The organism is Lelliottia nimipressuralis (assembly GCF_004402045.1).
GTDB classification, from domain to species: domain Bacteria; phylum Pseudomonadota; class Gammaproteobacteria; order Enterobacterales; family Enterobacteriaceae; genus Enterobacter; species Enterobacter chinensis.
Window position 1 is genome coordinate 305,169 of the sequence record NZ_SOMG01000023.1, and the last position, 15,759, is coordinate 320,927.

Annotated in this window: 13 protein-coding genes; 12 read left to right on the plus strand and 1 reads right to left on the minus strand. The window is 55.2% G+C overall.

All coding sequences use genetic code 11. The annotated features are described in order from the left end of the window. Positions 1–27: 27 nt before the first annotated feature. The gene (rpsT, locus tag E3U32_RS16340) at positions 28–291 is read right to left on the minus strand and encodes a 30S ribosomal protein S20 (RefSeq protein ID WP_003856458.1); all 264 of its coding nucleotides are present in this window, start codon (positions 289–291) and stop codon (positions 28–30) included. A 327-nt stretch (positions 292–618) separates the two neighbouring features. Here rpsT and ribF point away from each other — a divergent pair, with 327 nt between their 5' ends. The 12 genes from ribF (at position 619) to folA (ending at position 15,758) form a co-directional block, all read left to right on the plus strand. After that, the gene (gene ribF, locus E3U32_RS16355) at positions 619–1,545 is read left to right on the plus strand and encodes a bifunctional riboflavin kinase/FAD synthetase (RefSeq protein WP_134349616.1); all 927 of its coding nucleotides are present in this window, start codon (positions 619–621) and stop codon (positions 1,543–1,545) included. Between the two features lie 45 nt (positions 1,546–1,590). Further along, complete coding sequence (gene ileS, locus E3U32_RS16360) at positions 1,591–4,407, plus strand: isoleucine--tRNA ligase (protein ID WP_134349617.1); 2,817 nt, start codon at positions 1,591–1,593, stop codon at positions 4,405–4,407. Continuing rightward, on the plus strand, positions 4,407–4,907 hold the full coding sequence (gene lspA / locus E3U32_RS16365) for a signal peptidase II (protein WP_047346316.1): 501 nt from the start codon (positions 4,407–4,409) through the stop codon (positions 4,905–4,907). Before ileS ends, lspA begins: the two co-directional genes overlap by 1 nt. A 118-nt stretch (positions 4,908–5,025) precedes the next feature. After that, complete coding sequence (gene fkpB, locus E3U32_RS16370) at positions 5,026–5,475, plus strand: FKBP-type peptidyl-prolyl cis-trans isomerase (RefSeq protein WP_003856450.1); 450 nt, start codon at positions 5,026–5,028, stop codon at positions 5,473–5,475. 1 nt (position 5,476) lies between these two features. Then, positions 5,477–6,427, plus strand: coding sequence for a 4-hydroxy-3-methylbut-2-enyl diphosphate reductase (ispH, locus tag E3U32_RS16375; RefSeq protein WP_134349618.1), 951 nt, complete (start codon positions 5,477–5,479; stop codon positions 6,425–6,427). Between the two features lie 205 nt (positions 6,428–6,632). Next, positions 6,633–7,454 (plus strand): 4-hydroxy-tetrahydrodipicolinate reductase, encoded by an 822-nt coding sequence (dapB, locus tag E3U32_RS16380; protein ID WP_134349619.1) that lies wholly within the window; start codon positions 6,633–6,635, stop codon positions 7,452–7,454. A 453-nt stretch (positions 7,455–7,907) separates the two neighbouring features. Next, positions 7,908–9,056 carry a glutamine-hydrolyzing carbamoyl-phosphate synthase small subunit gene (gene carA, locus E3U32_RS16385; RefSeq protein ID WP_109845591.1) on the plus strand — a complete coding sequence of 383 codons (1,149 nt, stop codon included), beginning with the start codon at positions 7,908–7,910 and terminating at the stop codon, positions 9,054–9,056. Positions 9,057–9,074: 18 nt separating this feature from the next. Next, complete coding sequence (gene carB, locus E3U32_RS16390) at positions 9,075–12,299, plus strand: carbamoyl-phosphate synthase large subunit (protein WP_134349620.1); 3,225 nt, start codon at positions 9,075–9,077, stop codon at positions 12,297–12,299. A 139-nt stretch (positions 12,300–12,438) separates the two neighbouring features. Then, entirely contained in the window at positions 12,439–12,672 is a 234-nt protein-coding gene (locus E3U32_RS16395; RefSeq protein ID WP_010427047.1) for a YgdI/YgdR family lipoprotein, read from the plus strand. 103 nt (positions 12,673–12,775) lie between these two features. Beyond that, positions 12,776–13,306 carry a glutathione-regulated potassium-efflux system oxidoreductase KefF gene (kefF, locus tag E3U32_RS16400; protein WP_023310358.1) on the plus strand — a complete coding sequence of 177 codons (531 nt, stop codon included), beginning with the start codon at positions 12,776–12,778 and terminating at the stop codon, positions 13,304–13,306. Then, positions 13,299–15,164, plus strand: coding sequence for a glutathione-regulated potassium-efflux system protein KefC (gene kefC, locus E3U32_RS16405; RefSeq protein ID WP_134349621.1), 1,866 nt, complete (start codon positions 13,299–13,301; stop codon positions 15,162–15,164). The genes kefF and kefC overlap by 8 nt, the downstream gene beginning before the upstream one ends. A gap of 114 nt (positions 15,165–15,278) precedes the next feature. Continuing rightward, positions 15,279–15,758: a type 3 dihydrofolate reductase gene (folA, locus tag E3U32_RS16410; RefSeq protein ID WP_008502023.1), complete on the plus strand. Its 480-nt coding sequence runs from the start codon at positions 15,279–15,281 to the stop codon at positions 15,756–15,758. The last annotated feature ends 1 nt before the right edge of the window (position 15,759 follow it).

Sequence of the window (15,759 nt, forward strand, 5' to 3'; positions counted from 1 at the left end):
CTTTAAACAAGCAACAACAAGTAGCGATTAAGCCAGTTTGTTGATCTGCGCGGTCAGGTTTGCTTTATGACGCGCTGCTTTGTTTTTGTGGATCAGACCTTTAGCAGCCTGACGATCCACGATTGGTTGCATTTCGTTAAATGCGTTCTGCGCTGCAGCTTTGTCGCCTGCTTCGATTGCTGCGTATACTTTCTTGATGAAAGTACGCATCATAGAGCGACGGCTTGCGTTGTGCTTACGAGCCTTTTCAGACTGAACGGCACGTTTCTTAGCTGATTTGATATTAGCCAAGTCCAACTCCCAAATATGATCTATGTGGACAATTCAAAGGCCGAGGAATATGCCCTCTTTGCCTTCTTTTGTCAATGGATTTGTGCAAATAAGCGCCGTTAATTAGCGACGCTACGTTACGTAGTGATGGCGCAGGATTCTACCAGCTTGTCTTCCCTGAATACAGCCTTTCGGCATAAAAATCGCAGTTTACGAGCAGATTTTTTCGCTGTGAAAGGTCAGCCTGATGAAATCATTACGGCTTTCTGTTTTGTGCGAACAATCGCCGGTTAACCTTAACCGCTGTACAGGGTATACTTTGGCGATTTTCACTGTTTTGAGCCAGACATGAAGCTGATACGCGGCATACATAATCTCAGCAGAGCACCGCACGGGTGCGTGCTGACCATTGGTAATTTCGACGGCGTGCATCGTGGTCATCAGGCGCTGTTGCAGGGATTGCGTAAAGAAGGGGAGGCCCGTGGCCTGCCCGTTGTAGTGATGATTTTCGAGCCTCAGCCGCTGGAGCTGTTTGCCGGCGATAAATCGCCTGCCCGCCTCACCCGCCTGCGCGAGAAGTTGCGCTATCTGGCTGAGTCCGGTGTGGACTACGTCTTGTGCCTGCGTTTTGATCGTCGCTTTGCCGCGCTGACAGCACAAAATTTTGTCAGCGACCTGCTGGTCAATCGTCTTGGCGTACAGTTTCTTGCCGTAGGGGATGATTTCCGCTTTGGCGCTGGTCGTCAGGGCGATTTCTTGCTATTACAGAAGGCTGGTCTGGAGTACGGCTTTGACGTCACCAGTGCGATGACCTTCTGTGAAGGCGGCGTTCGCGTCAGTAGCACGGCGGTACGTCAGGCGCTGGCCAATGATGAACTGGATACGGCAGAAAACCTGCTGGGGCATCCATTCACTATTTCAGGTCGCGTGGTCCACGGTGATGCGCTCGGACGCACTATTGGTTTCCCGACGGCGAATATACCGCTACGTCGTCAGGTTTCCCCGGTTAAAGGGGTCTATGCGGTAGAAGTGGCAGGACTGGGCGATAAACCGTTCTACGGTGTCGCCAACATTGGCACACGTCCTACCGTCGCCGGTGTACGTCAACAGTTAGAAGTGCACCTGCTGGACGTTGTAATGGACCTTTATGGTCGCCATATAGATGTGATACTGCGTAAAAAAATACGCAATGAACAGCGATTTGGTTCGCTGGACGAACTCAAAGCGCAAATTGCGCGAGATGAATTGACGGCCCGCGAGTTTTTTGGGCTTTGAACCCGGCTTAACTGCCTACGTGATAAATACGGAACCGAGAATCTGATGAGTGACTATAAATCAACCCTGAATTTGCCGGAAACAGGGTTCCCGATGCGCGGCGATCTCGCCAAGCGCGAACCGGGAATGCTGGCGCGTTGGACCGATGATGACCTGTACGGCATCATTCGTGCAGCCAAAAAAGGCAAAAAAACCTTCATTCTGCATGATGGCCCTCCATATGCGAATGGCAGCATTCATATTGGTCACTCGGTTAACAAGATTCTGAAAGACATTATCGTGAAGTCAAAAGGCCTCACGGGATATGACTCGCCTTACGTTCCGGGCTGGGACTGCCACGGTCTGCCAATCGAACTCAAAGTTGAGCAAGAGTTTGGCAAGCCGGGTGAGAAATTCACCGCCGCCGAGTTCCGTGCGAAATGCCGCGAATACGCCGCGACGCAGGTTGACGGTCAGCGCGCTGACTTCATCCGCCTGGGCGTGCTGGGCGACTGGTCGCACCCGTATCTGACCATGGACTTCAAAACCGAAGCCAACATCATCCGTGCGCTGGGGAAAATCATCGGCAACGGCCACCTGCATAAAGGCGCGAAGCCGGTGCACTGGTGCGTAGACTGCCGTTCTGCGCTGGCAGAAGCGGAAGTGGAGTATTACGACAAAACTTCTCCGTCTATCGATGTGGCGTTCCACGCGGTGGATCAGGACGCGGTGAAAGCCAAATTTGGCGTCTCCTCCGTTAACGGCCCGATCTCTCTGGTTATCTGGACCACTACTCCGTGGACGCTGCCAGCCAACCGTGCGATCTCTCTGTCCGGTGAGTTTGAATATGCGCTGGTACAGGTTGACGGTCAGGCGGTAATCCTGGCGAAAGATTTGGTTGAAAGCGTGCTGAAACGCGCGCACATCGCGGATTACACGGTGCTGGGCACCGTAAAAGGCGATGCGCTGGAGCTGATGCGCTTCAAACACCCGTTCCTGGACTTCGATGTTCCGGCGATCCTGGGCGACCACGTGACGCTGGAAGCGGGTACCGGTGCGGTTCATACCGCCGGTGGCCACGGTCCGGACGACTACAACATCAGCCTGAAGTACGGTCTGGAAATCGCTAACCCGGTGGGGCCGGACGGATCTTACCTGCCTGGCACCTACCCGGCGCTGGACGGTATCAACGTTTTTAAAGCCAACGACATCATCGTCGACATGCTGCGCACCAGCGGCGCGCTGCTGCACGTAGAAAAAATGCAGCACAGCTATCCTTGCTGCTGGCGTCATAAGACCCCGATCATCTTCCGTGCGACCCCGCAGTGGTTCGTCAGCATGGATCAGAAAGGCCTGCGCGCGCAGTCTCTGAAAGAGATCAAAGGCGTGCAGTGGATCCCGGACTGGGGCCAGGCGCGTATCGAATCCATGGTCGCTAACCGTCCTGACTGGTGTATCTCCCGTCAGCGTACCTGGGGCGTACCGATGTCTCTGTTCGTGCATAAAGAGACGCAGGAGCTGCATCCGAACACGCTGGAACTGATGGAAGAAGTCGCTAAGCGTGTTGAAGTTGACGGTATTCAGGCGTGGTGGGATCTCGACTCCCGCGACATCCTGGGCGCTGATGCTGATAACTACGAAAAAGTACCCGATACCCTGGACGTGTGGTTCGACTCCGGTTCAACCCACTCTTCCGTAGTGGATGTGCGTCCTGAGTTTGCGGGGCATGCTGCCGATATGTATCTGGAAGGTTCTGACCAACACCGTGGCTGGTTCATGTCATCCCTGATGATCTCCACCGCCATGAAGGGTAAAGCGCCTTACCGTCAGGTTCTGACTCACGGCTTCACCGTGGATGGTCAGGGCCGTAAGATGTCCAAATCTATCGGTAACACCGTTTCTCCGCAGGATGTGATGAACAAGCTGGGCGCAGACATTCTGCGTCTGTGGGTGGCTTCTACCGATTACACCGGCGAAATGGCGGTGTCAGACGAGATCCTGAAACGTGCTGCCGACAGCTATCGTCGTATCCGTAACACCGCGCGCTTCCTGCTGGCGAACCTGAACGGGTTTGATCCAGCAAAAGACATGGTGAAACCGGAAGAGATGGTGGTGCTGGACCGCTGGGCGGTAGGCTGCGCGAAAGCGGCGCAGGACGATATCCTGAAGGCCTATGAGTCTTATGACTTCCATGAAGTAGTGCAGCGCCTGATGCGCTTCTGCTCCATCGAGATGGGCTCGTTCTACCTCGACATTATCAAAGACCGCCAGTACACCGCGAAAGCGGACAGCGTAGCGCGTCGTAGCTGTCAGACCGCGCTGTTCCACATCGCAGAAGCGCTGGTGCGCTGGATGGCGCCGATCATGTCCTTCACCGCGGATGAAATCTGGGGCTATCTGCCGGGCGACCGTGAGAAGTATGTGTTCACCGGCGAGTGGTACGAAGGTCTGTTCGATCTCTCCAGCACCGAAGCGATGAACGATGCCTTCTGGGACGAGCTGCTGAAAGTGCGTGGCGAAGTGAACAAGGTTATCGAGCAGGCGCGTGCTGACAAGAAAGTGGGTGGCTCTCTGGAAGCGGCAGTGACCCTGTACGCAGAACCGGAGCTGGCGGCTAAACTGACGGCGCTCGGCGATGAATTACGATTTGTCCTGTTGACCTCCGGCGCGAAAGTTGAGGATTATGCGGATGCTTCTGCTGATGCTCAGCAGAGCGAGCTGCTCAAAGGACTGAAAGTCGCGCTGAGCAAAGCCGACGGTGAGAAATGCCCGCGCTGCTGGCATTACACTACCGATGTCGGTCAGGTGGCGGAACACGCAGACATCTGCGGACGCTGTGTAAGCAACGTCGCCGGTGACGGCGAAAAACGTAAGTTTGCCTGATGAGTAAAACTCTCTGTTCAACAGGACTGCGCTGGCTGTGGCTGGTTGTGGTGGTGCTGATTATTGATCTGGGCAGCAAGTTCCTGATCCTCCAGAATTTTGCTCTGGGGGATACGGTCCCGCTGTTCCCGTCGCTTAACCTGCACTATGCACGTAACTACGGCGCGGCGTTCAGTTTCCTTGCCGACAGCGGTGGCTGGCAGCGCTGGTTCTTTGCGGGTATCGCTCTCGGTATCTGCGTGATCCTGGCAGTGCTGATGTACCGCTCGAAGGCGACGCAAAAGCTGAATAACATTGCCTACGCGCTGATCATTGGCGGCGCGCTGGGCAACCTGTTTGACCGCCTGTGGCACGGCTTTGTGGTCGATATGATCGACTTCTATGTCGGCGACTGGCACTTCGCGACCTTTAACCTCGCCGATAGCGCAATTTGCATCGGTGCGGCATTAATCGTGCTGGAAGGCTTCTTGCCTAAACCGGCGGCGAAAGAGCAGGCGTAAGCATCAATGCCGGGTGGCGCATAGCCATCCCGGCCTACCGAATATGCCGACACTTGTAGGCCGGGTAAGCGAAGCGCCACCCGGCACACAGGCGAGACAACATTAAAGAGCAATGTGTATGTCTAAATCCGTACAGAGCAACAGCGCGGTTCTCGTTCACTTCACGCTGAAGCTGGATGACGGCTCCACGGCCGAATCCACCCGCAACAACGGCAAACCGGCCCTGTTTCGTCTTGGCGATACTTCCCTGTCTGAAGGTCTTGAGCAGCAGCTTCTGGGTCTGAAAGAGGGTGAGAAAAAAGCCTTTTCGCTGGAGCCGGATGCCGCGTTTGGCGTGCCAAGCCCGGACCTGATCCAGTATTTCTCGCGCCGCGAGTTTATGGATGCGGGGGAACCGGAAATTGGGGCGATTATGCTCTTTACCGCTATGGACGGCAGCGAAATGCCTGGCGTGATCCGCGAAATCAACGGCGACTCTATTACCGTTGACTTCAACCATCCGCTTGCCGGGCGTACCGTTCATTTTGATGTTGAAGTGCTGGAGATTGACCCAGCACTGGAGGCCTGAAATGCAGATCCTGTTGGCTAACCCGCGCGGCTTCTGCGCCGGTGTAGACCGCGCTATCAGCATTGTTGAAAACGCGCTGGAAATTTACGGCGCGCCGATTTATGTGCGTCACGAAGTGGTGCATAACCGTTACGTGGTCGACAGTCTGCGCGAGCGCGGCGCCATCTTTATTGAGCAAATCAGCGAAGTGCCGGACGGTGCGATCCTGATCTTCTCCGCGCACGGCGTCTCGCAGGCGGTACGGAACGAAGCGAAAAGCCGCGATTTGACGGTATTCGATGCCACCTGTCCATTAGTGACGAAAGTGCATATGGAAGTGGCGCGCGCCAGCCGGCGCGGTGAAGAGTCGATTCTGATTGGCCATGCCGGGCATCCGGAAGTCGAAGGCACCATGGGCCAGTACAGCAACCCGGAAGGGGGCATGTACCTGGTTGAGTCGCCAGAAGACGTTCTGACGCTGAACGTGAAGAATGAATCCCGCCTGTCGTTTATGACCCAGACAACGCTCTCCGTAGACGATACCTCGGACGTGATTGACGCCCTGCGTCAGCGCTTCCCGAAAATCGTCGGTCCGCGTAAGGATGACATCTGCTACGCGACCACTAACCGTCAGGAAGCGGTGCGTGCCCTGGCTGAACAGGCGGATGTGGTGCTGGTGGTGGGTTCAAAAAACTCGTCTAACTCCAACCGTCTGGCCGAACTGGCACAACGCATGGGTAAAACGGCTTTCCTGATTGATGACGCGTCGGATATTCAGGAAGCGTGGGTTAAAAACGCAGCCTGCGTGGGCGTGACGGCAGGAGCTTCCGCGCCGGATATTCTGGTACAGAACGTCATTACCCGTCTGCAGGAGCTGGGCGGTGGCGACGCGGTGCCGCTGGAAGGACGTGAAGAGAATATTGTTTTCGAAGTCCCGAAAGAACTGCGAATTGATGCCCGCGAAGTCGAATAGTCCCTTTTCTGATGAAAGGCCAGCACCTCCTGTGCTGGCCTTTTTTTTATCCGTTACTTTATCGTGACGACAAAATCATGTCTTTTACTGATATTTAAGTCGGTTTCACGTTAAATTCTAATTATCGGTGTTTTCAGTTGGCAGTGCTTCTAAAGGCTGGTTAATCTGAAAACGGTTTACATCATATTAACGTAAGAGAATAACTATGCATGATGCACAGATCCGTGTCGCTATTGCGGGCGCGGGTGGACGTATGGGCCGTCAGCTTATTCAGGCGGCACTTCAGATGGATGGCGTAGCACTTGGCGCGGCCCTGGAGCGTGAAGGTTCTTCACTTCTGGGGACTGATGCAGGTGAGCTGGCGGGCGCGGGAAAGACTGGCGTCACCGTACAAAGCAGTCTGGATGCGGTAAAAGACGACTTCGATGTGTTCATCGATTTTACTCGTCCGGAAGGAACGCTCACGCATCTGGCGTTTTGCCGTCAGCACGGCAAGGGGATGGTGATCGGCACCACCGGTTTTGACGATGCGGGTAAGCAGGCTATCCAGGATGCATCAAAAGAGATTGCGATTGTCTTCGCTGCAAACTTTAGCGTGGGCGTTAACGTCATGCTGAAGCTGCTGGAGAAGGCAGCGAAGGTGATGGGCAACTATACCGACATTGAGATCGTAGAAGCCCACCATCGCTATAAAGTTGATGCGCCATCTGGTACGGCGCTGGCGATGGGCGAAGCGATTGCTCATGCACTTGATAAAGATTTAAAAGACTGCGCGGTCTATACCCGCGAAGGTCACACCGGCGAACGTGTGCCAGGCACCATTGGTTTCGCAACCGTGCGAGCGGGTGACATTGTCGGCGAACATGCGGCGATGTTCGCCGATATTGGTGAACGTGTCGAAATTACGCATAAAGCCTCCAGCCGAATGACCTTCGCCAACGGCGCCGTACGTTCCGCTTTGTGGCTGAAAAACAAGAAAGATGGTCTTTTTGATATGCGAGACGTGCTTGATCTCAACAATTTGTAAGCATTATTACCCATCGTGATGTGGTTATTGCAGTCGTAATTGATTGATTGCATAGGGCAATATTTTATTGCCCTTTTATTTTATATATCTCATTAGTTTTTATGGCTGTGATCTTTAAAAGCATTGGTATGCTCCTGTTTTTTCGTTGCTGAAATGTAAATTTTGACCATTTGGTCCACTTTATTATGTTTCACTGCCACGATTTTCATAAAACCAGGCACGCAAGCGTTTTCCGCAGTGATTTACCTGATCTTTTTGTCGCTTAAGCTGCATTCCTCTCGCCAGGCCTGCAAAAGACTAAACAAAATATCCGTTTTCAGTTGACTTTCACCTACCAAATCCCCAGAATGCCGCCGTTTGCCGAAAATCCGCCGGCAGCAAATTTGCGTTGCTCATAACGTTGTTGTGAATTAATATGCAAATAAAGTGAGTGAATATTCTCTGGAGGGTGTTTTGATTAAGTCAGCGCTATTGGTTCTGGAAGACGGAACCCAGTTTATCGGTCGGGCCATAGGGGCAACAGGTTCGGCGGTTGGGGAAGTCGTTTTCAATACTTCAATGACCGGTTATCAAGAAATCCTCACTGATCCTTCCTATTCTCGCCAAATCGTTACTCTTACTTATCCTCATATCGGCAATGTCGGCACCAACGCTGCTGACGAAGAATCTTCTCAGGTACATGCGCAAGGTCTGGTCATTCGCGACCTGCCTCTGATTGCCAGCAACTTCCGTAACACCGAAGACCTGTCTTCCTACCTGAAGCGCCATAACATCGTGGCGATTGCAGATATCGATACCCGTAAGTTAACGCGTCTGCTGCGCGAGAAGGGTGCACAAAACGGCTGCATCATCGCGGGTGATAACCTCGATGCGACCCTGGCGCTGGAAAAAGCGAAAGCCTTCCCGGGCCTTAACGGCATGGACCTGGCGAAAGAAGTGACCACCGCTGAAGCTTATAGCTGGACGCAGGGGAGCTGGACGCTGGAAGGCGACCTGCCGGAAGCGAAAAAAGAGAGCGAGCTGCCGTTCCACGTGGTGGCTTATGATTTCGGTGCCAAGCGCAACATCCTGCGCATGCTGGTTGACCGCGGCTGCCGCCTGACGGTGGTGCCAGCGCAGACCTCTGCTGAAGACGTGCTGAAGATGAACCCGGACGGCATCTTCCTCTCTAACGGCCCAGGCGACCCGGCTCCATGTGACTACGCCATCGATGCCATCAAGTCCTTCCTGGAAACCGACATTCCGGTATTCGGCATCTGCCTCGGCCATCAGCTGCTGGCTCTGGCGAGCGGTGCGAACACCGTTAAGATGAAATTCGGTCACCACGGTGGTAACCATCCGGTGAAAGACATTGATAACAACACGGTGATGATTACCGCACAGAACCACGGTTTCGCGGTGGACGAAGCGTCCATGCCGGCGAACCTGCGCGTGACCCATAAGTCGCTGTTCGATGGCACCCTGCAGGGGATTCATCGCACCGATAAGCCAGCATTCAGCTTCCAGGGACACCCGGAAGCCAGCCCGGGCCCACACGATGCCGCGCCGCTGTTCGATCACTTCATCGAACTTATCGAGCAATACCGTAAGACCGCTAAATAATCAGGAGCCGAGAAGACAATGCCAAAACGTACAGACATAAAAAGCATCCTGATCCTTGGCGCTGGCCCGATCGTCATCGGCCAGGCCTGCGAATTCGATTACTCCGGTGCGCAGGCGTGTAAAGCCCTGCGCGAAGAGGGTTACCGCGTTATCCTGGTCAACTCTAACCCGGCAACCATCATGACCGACCCGGAAATGGCTGATGCAACCTACATCGAGCCGATTCACTGGGAAGTTGTGCGCAAAATCATCGAAAAAGAGCGCCCGGACGCGGTGCTGCCAACCATGGGCGGCCAGACTGCGCTGAACTGCGCGCTGGAGCTAGAACGTCAGGGCGTGCTGGCCGAGTTCGGCGTGACCATGATTGGCGCGACAGCCGACGCGATTGATAAAGCAGAAGACCGTCGCCGCTTCGACGTGGCAATGAAGAAAATCGGCCTCGACACCGCGCGTTCCGGTATCGCACACAACATGGAAGAAGCGCTGGCCGTCGCGGCTGACGTGGGCTATCCGTGCATTATCCGTCCATCCTTTACCATGGGTGGTACCGGCGGCGGTATCGCCTACAACCGCGAAGAGTTCGAAGAGATTTGCGAACGCGGTCTGGATCTCTCCCCAACCAAAGAGCTGCTGATTGATGAATCGCTGATTGGCTGGAAAGAGTACGAGATGGAAGTGGTGCGTGATAAAAACGACAACTGCATCATCGTCTGCTCCATCGAAAACTTCGATGCGATGGGGATCCACACCGGCGACTCCATCACCGTTGCGCCAGCGCAAACGCTGACCGACAAAGAGTATCAAATCATGCGTAACGCCTCGATGGCGGTACTGCGTGAAATCGGCGTGGAAACCGGCGGCTCTAACGTGCAGTTCTCCGTGAACCCGAAAACCGGTCGTCTGATTGTTATCGAAATGAACCCGCGCGTGTCCCGTTCTTCTGCGCTGGCCTCCAAAGCGACCGGCTTCCCGATTGCCAAAGTGGCGGCGAAACTGGCGGTGGGTTACACCCTTGACGAGCTGATGAACGACATCACCGGTGGCCGCACCCCTGCGTCCTTCGAACCGTCCATCGACTACGTTGTGACGAAAATTCCACGCTTCAACTTCGAGAAATTCGCAGGCGCGAACGACCGTCTGACCACCCAGATGAAATCTGTCGGTGAAGTGATGGCGATTGGCCGCACGCAGCAGGAATCCCTGCAGAAAGCGCTGCGCGGTCTGGAAGTCGGCGCGACCGGTTTCGACCCGAAAGTAAGCCTGGACGACCCGGAAGCACTGACCAAAATCCGCCGTGAGCTGAAAGACGCGGGCGCCGAGCGTATCTGGTACATCGCTGATGCCTTCCGTGCTGGCTTGTCCGTGGACGGCGTGTTCAACCTGACCAACATTGACCGCTGGTTCCTGGTGCAGATTGAAGAGCTGGTACGTCTGGAAGAACAGGTGGCGGAACTGGGCATTACCGGCCTGGATGCTGACTTCCTGCGCGTGCTGAAGCGTAAAGGCTTCGCCGATGCGCGTCTGGCAAAACTGGCGGGCGTGCGTGAAGCGGAAATCCGCAAGCTGCGCGACCAGTATGACCTGCACCCGGTCTACAAGCGCGTGGACACCTGTGCGGCAGAGTTCTCTACCGATACCGCGTACATGTACTCCACCTATGAAGACGAGTGCGAAGCGAACCCGTCCGTCGACCGCGACAAGATTATGGTGCTGGGCGGCGGTCCAAACCGTATCGGCCAGGGCATCGAGTTTGACTACTGCTGCGTACACGCTTCACTGGCGCTGCGCGAAGACGGTTACGAGACCATCATGGTCAACTGTAACCCGGAAACCGTGTCTACTGACTACGATACCTCCGACCGTCTCTACTTCGAGCCGGTAACGCTGGAAGATGTGCTGGAAATCGTGCGCATCGAGAAGCCAAAAGGCGTTATCGTGCAGTACGGCGGCCAGACCCCGCTGAAGCTGGCGCGCGCGCTGGAAGCGGCAGGTGTGCCGGTTATCGGTACCAGCCCGGATGCGATTGACCGTGCAGAAGACCGCGAGCGTTTCCAGCAGGCGGTTGACCGTCTGAAGCTGAAACAACCGGCAAACGCCACCGTCACCGCCATTGAGATGGCTGTAGAGAAAGCGAAGGATATCGGCTACCCGCTGGTGGTGCGTCCATCGTACGTACTGGGCGGCCGCGCGATGGAAATCGTTTATGACGAAGCCGACCTGCGTCGCTACTTCCAGACTGCTGTCAGCGTCTCCAACGATGCGCCAGTGCTGCTCGACCGCTTCCTTGACGATGCAGTAGAAGTGGACGTTGACGCCATCTGCGACGGCGAAATGGTGCTGATTGGCGGCATCATGGAGCATATCGAGCAGGCGGGCGTGCACTCCGGTGACTCCGCCTGTTCTCTGCCAGCGTACACCCTGAGCCAGGAAATACAGGATGTGATGCGCCAGCAGGTGCAGAAGCTGGCCTTCGAGCTGCAGGTTCGCGGTCTGATGAACGTGCAGTTTGCGGTGAAAGACAACGAAGTCTACCTGATTGAAGTGAACCCGCGTGCGGCGCGTACCGTCCCGTTCGTCTCTAAAGCCACCGGTGTTCCGCTGGCGAAAGTGGCGGCGCGCGTGATGGCAGGCCAGACGCTGGCACAGCAGGGCGTAACCAAAGAGATTATCCCACCGTACTACTCGGTAAAAGAAGTGGTGCTGCCGTTCAACAAATTCCCGGGCGTTGATCCGCTGCTGGGGCCAGAAATGCGCTCTACCGGGGAAGTGATGGGCGTGGGCCGCACCTTTGCTGAAGCGTTCGCGAAGGCGCAGCTGGGCAGTAGCTCCACCATGAAAAAATCAGGCCGTGCGCTGCTCTCCGTTCGTGAAGGCGACAAAGAACGCGTGGTTGACCTGGCGGCCAAGCTGCTGAAACAGGGCTTCGAGCTGGATGCGACCCACGGTACGGCAATTGTGCTGGGTGAAGCCGGTATCAACCCGCGTCTGGTGAACAAGGTGCATGAAGGTCGTCCACACATTCAGGATCGTATCAAGAATGGCGAATACACCTACATCATCAACACCACTGCGGGCCGCCAGGCGATTGAAGACTCCAAGCTGATTCGCCGCAGCGCGCTGCAGTACAAAGTGCACTACGACACCACCCTGAACGGCGGTTTCGCTACAGCCATGGCGCTGAATGCGGACGCGACCGAGAAGGTGATTTCGGTGCAGGAAATGCACGCACAGATTAACAAGTAAGCCTGAATGCCCGGCAATCAACGATTGCCGGGCATTATCCCCATCTTCAGAACCTTCTGGTTTTCCATCCGCATTCAGTCAGTTAGCCTAAAATGGTTAGGTCGATAACGAAATTCAACTGAGAGCAGGGGAAAACACCATGCAAAATAAATTACTGATTGCTTCCGTTCTGGCTGCCACTGCAATGTTTACCGTTGCGGGCTGTTCGTCTAATCAGGCAGTTAAAACCACAGACGGCCGCACCATCGTCACTGACGGCAAACCGCAGGTGGATGACGATACCGGACTGGTGTCCTACAAAAATGCCGAGACCGGTCAAACCGAGCAGATTAACCGCGACCAGGTGAAATCCATGGGCGAGCTGGATAACTAATTCAGAATTCTGACGTAAGCCCGTCAATAATATTCACTATTAGCCTGTTGAATTACTGACTACACTCTTTTGTTAAAAGAAAGCAGTAATAACAGGCTAATCAATGATTCTGATAATTTATGCCCATCCTTATCCGCAGCACTCGCATGCGAATAAGCGGATGCTTGAGCAGGTAAGGACGCTTGATAACGTAGAGATACGTTCCCTCTATCAACTCTATCCCGATTTTAATATTGATATCGCCGCCGAACAGGAGGCACTTTCCCGCGCCGATCTGATTATCTGGCAGCATCCCATGCAGTGGTACAGCACGCCTCCGCTGCTGAAACTGTGGATTGATAAAGTCTTCTCCCACGGCTGGGCGTATGGCCACAATGGCAATGCGCTAAAGGGTAAAAGCCTGATGTGGGCGGTCACCACCGGCGGAGGGGAAAGCCACTTTGATATTGGTTCCTTCCCGGGGTTTGACGTCCTGGCGCAGCCGCTGCAGGCAACCGCACTCTATTGTGGTCTGAACTGGCTCCCGCCTTTTGCTATGCACTGTACGTTTGTCTGCGACGATGAAACGCTGCAGGCGCAGGCTCGCCATTATAAACAACGCTTACTCGAGTGGCAGGAGACGCACCATGGATAGCCATACGCTAATACAGGCGCTGATTTACCTCGGCGCGGCGGCGCTGATTGTACCCGTGGCGGTACGCCTGGGACTGGGCTCTGTTCTCGGTTATCTGATTGCTGGCTGCGTCATCGGGCCGTGGGGCCTTCGCCTGGTCACGGATGCCGAGGCGATTCTTCATTTCGCCGAAATTGGCGTTGTGCTGATGCTCTTTGTGATTGGTCTGGAACTTGATCCGCAACGCTTGTGGAAGCTTCGTGCCTCGGTATTTGGCGGTGGTGCGTTGCAAATGGTTGCCTGCGGCCTGCTGCTGGGTGGGTTCTGTATCCTGTTGGGAATGGACTGGAAAGTCGCTGAGCTTATCGGAATGACGCTGGCGCTCTCCTCGACGGCTATTGCCATGCAGGCGATGAACGAGCGAAATCTGACGGTCTCACAGATGGGACGCAGTGCGTTCTCCGTTCTGCTGTTTCAGGACATTGCCGCTATCCCGCTGGTAGCGATGATCCCGCTGCTGGCGGCAAGTGGTTCCTCGACGACGCTGGGTGCTTTTGCGCTGTCCGCGCTGAAGGTGGCGGGCGCGCTGGCGCTGGTGGTTCTGCTTGGACGCTACGTTACCCGTCCGTTACTGCGGTTTGTTGCTCGCTCAGGCCTGCGCGAAGTGTTCAGCGCCGTGGCGCTATTCCTGGTGTTTGGCTTTGGTTTGCTGCTGGAAGAGGCCGGGCTTTCAATGGCGATGGGGGCGTTCCTCGCAGGCGTTCTGCTGGCGAGCTCTGAATACCGTCACGCGCTGGAAAGCGATATCGAGCCGTTCAAAGGGTTGCTGCTGGGGCTGTTTTTCATCGGTGTCGGGATGTCCGTTGACTTTGGCACGCTGGTGACGCATCCGCTGCGGATTGTCATCCTGCTTGTCGGCTTCCTGGTCATTAAAATGGTGATGCTGTGGCTGATTGCACGTCCACTGAATGTGCCGACCCGTCAGCGTCGCTGGTTTGCCGTGCTGCTGGGGCAGGGGAGCGAATTTGCGTTCGTGGTCTTTGGCGCAGCGCAGATGGCAAATGTACTCGATCCGGAGTGGGCGAAAGCGCTGACGCTGGCGGTGGCACTGTCGATGGCAGCGACGCCTGTTCTGCTGGTGCTGCTGACACGCCTTGAAAAATCGGGCAGCGAACAGGAGCGCGAAGCCGATGAAATCGACGAGGAGCAGCCGCGCGTCATCATCGCCGGATTTGGCCGCTATGGGCAGATCGTGGGGCGTTTACTGTTGTCGAGCGGGGTGAAAATGGTCATCCTCGATCACGACCCCGACCATGTCGATACCCTGCGTAAATTTGATATGAAAGTCTTTTACGGAGATGCGACCCGCGTCGATCTGCTGGAATCCGCGGGGGCGGCAAAAGCCGAAGTGTTGATTAACGCCATTGACGATCCAGAGACCAGCATACAGATGGTGGAACTGGTTAAAGAGCATTTCCCGGCGCTGACTATTATCTCCCGCGCGCGCGATGTCGATCACTATATCCGGCTGCGACAGGCGGGTGTAGAAGCACCGGAGCGTGAAACGTTCGAAGGTGCGCTGAAATCTGGCCGTACGGCGCTGGAAAATCTGGGGCTCGGCGCGTATGAAGCGCGCGAGCGTGCGGACCTGTTCCGCCGCTTTAATACCGAGATGGTGGAAGAGATGGCGGCGATGGCCGGCAGCACGGCTACGGAGCGTGCAGCAGTGTTTAAACGCACCAGCGCGATGCTGACGGAAATCATTAACGAGGATCGTAATCACCTGTCACTGATCCAGCGTCATGGCTGGCAAGGCACGGAAGAGGGCAAGCATACCGGGGATCCGTCTGACGAGCCCGAGAGTAAACCTTCCGCGTGAAGTGGAGTTGCCAGCAATATTAAAAAATTTCTTTATCTTTACCCTGCCGCCAGTCGACGAAAGATTAAGCTTTCCGTATAGTGGCGGCAATTTTTTGCATCCGGGAAATTTTCAATGATCAGTCTGATTGCAGCGCTGGCGGTGGACCGCGTTATCGGTATGGAAAATGCCATGCCGTGGAACCTGCCTGCCGATCTCGCATGGTTTAAACGTACTACGTTAAACAAGCCGGTAGTGATGGGCCGCCTGACCTGGGAGTCGATTGGTCGTCCATTGCCGGGTCGTAAGAATATCGTTATCAGTAGCCAGCCAGGCACTGACGATCGCGTCGAATGGGTAAAATCCGTAGATGAGGCGATTGCAGCGTGCGGCAATGCCGAAGAGATTATGGTGATTGGTGGCGGACGTGTGTATGAGCAGTTCCTGCCAAAAGCGCAGAAGCTGTATCTGACCCACATTGATGCTGAAGTGGAAGGGGATACCCATTTCCCGGACTACGATCCGGATGAGTGGGAGTCGGTATTCAGCGAATTCCACGACGCGGATGCACAGAACTCCCACAGCTACTGCTTCGAGATTCTGGAACGTCGTTAAG

What these genes read in the sequence shown, in the direction of transcription:
- ileS (WP_134349617.1), top strand. Translation starts at nt 1,591, where the DNA reads ATGAGTGACTATAAATCAACCCTGAATTTGCCGGAAACAGGGTTCCCG.
- fkpB (WP_003856450.1), top strand. Translation starts at nt 5,026, where the DNA reads ATGTCTAAATCCGTACAGAGCAACAGCGCGGTTCTCGTTCACTTCACG.
- ispH (WP_134349618.1), top strand. Translation starts at nt 5,477, where the DNA reads ATGCAGATCCTGTTGGCTAACCCGCGCGGCTTCTGCGCCGGTGTAGAC.
- carB (WP_134349620.1), top strand. Translation starts at nt 9,075, where the DNA reads ATGCCAAAACGTACAGACATAAAAAGCATCCTGATCCTTGGCGCTGGC.
- E3U32_RS16395 (WP_010427047.1), top strand. Translation starts at nt 12,439, where the DNA reads ATGCAAAATAAATTACTGATTGCTTCCGTTCTGGCTGCCACTGCAATG.
- kefC (WP_134349621.1), top strand. Translation starts at nt 13,299, where the DNA reads ATGGATAGCCATACGCTAATACAGGCGCTGATTTACCTCGGCGCGGCG.
- lspA (WP_047346316.1), top strand. Translation starts at nt 4,407, where the DNA reads ATGAGTAAAACTCTCTGTTCAACAGGACTGCGCTGGCTGTGGCTGGTT.
- folA (WP_008502023.1), top strand. Translation starts at nt 15,279, where the DNA reads ATGATCAGTCTGATTGCAGCGCTGGCGGTGGACCGCGTTATCGGTATG.
- ribF (WP_134349616.1), top strand. Translation starts at nt 619, where the DNA reads ATGAAGCTGATACGCGGCATACATAATCTCAGCAGAGCACCGCACGGG.
- kefF (WP_023310358.1), top strand. Translation starts at nt 12,776, where the DNA reads ATGATTCTGATAATTTATGCCCATCCTTATCCGCAGCACTCGCATGCG.
- dapB (WP_134349619.1), top strand. Translation starts at nt 6,633, where the DNA reads ATGCATGATGCACAGATCCGTGTCGCTATTGCGGGCGCGGGTGGACGT.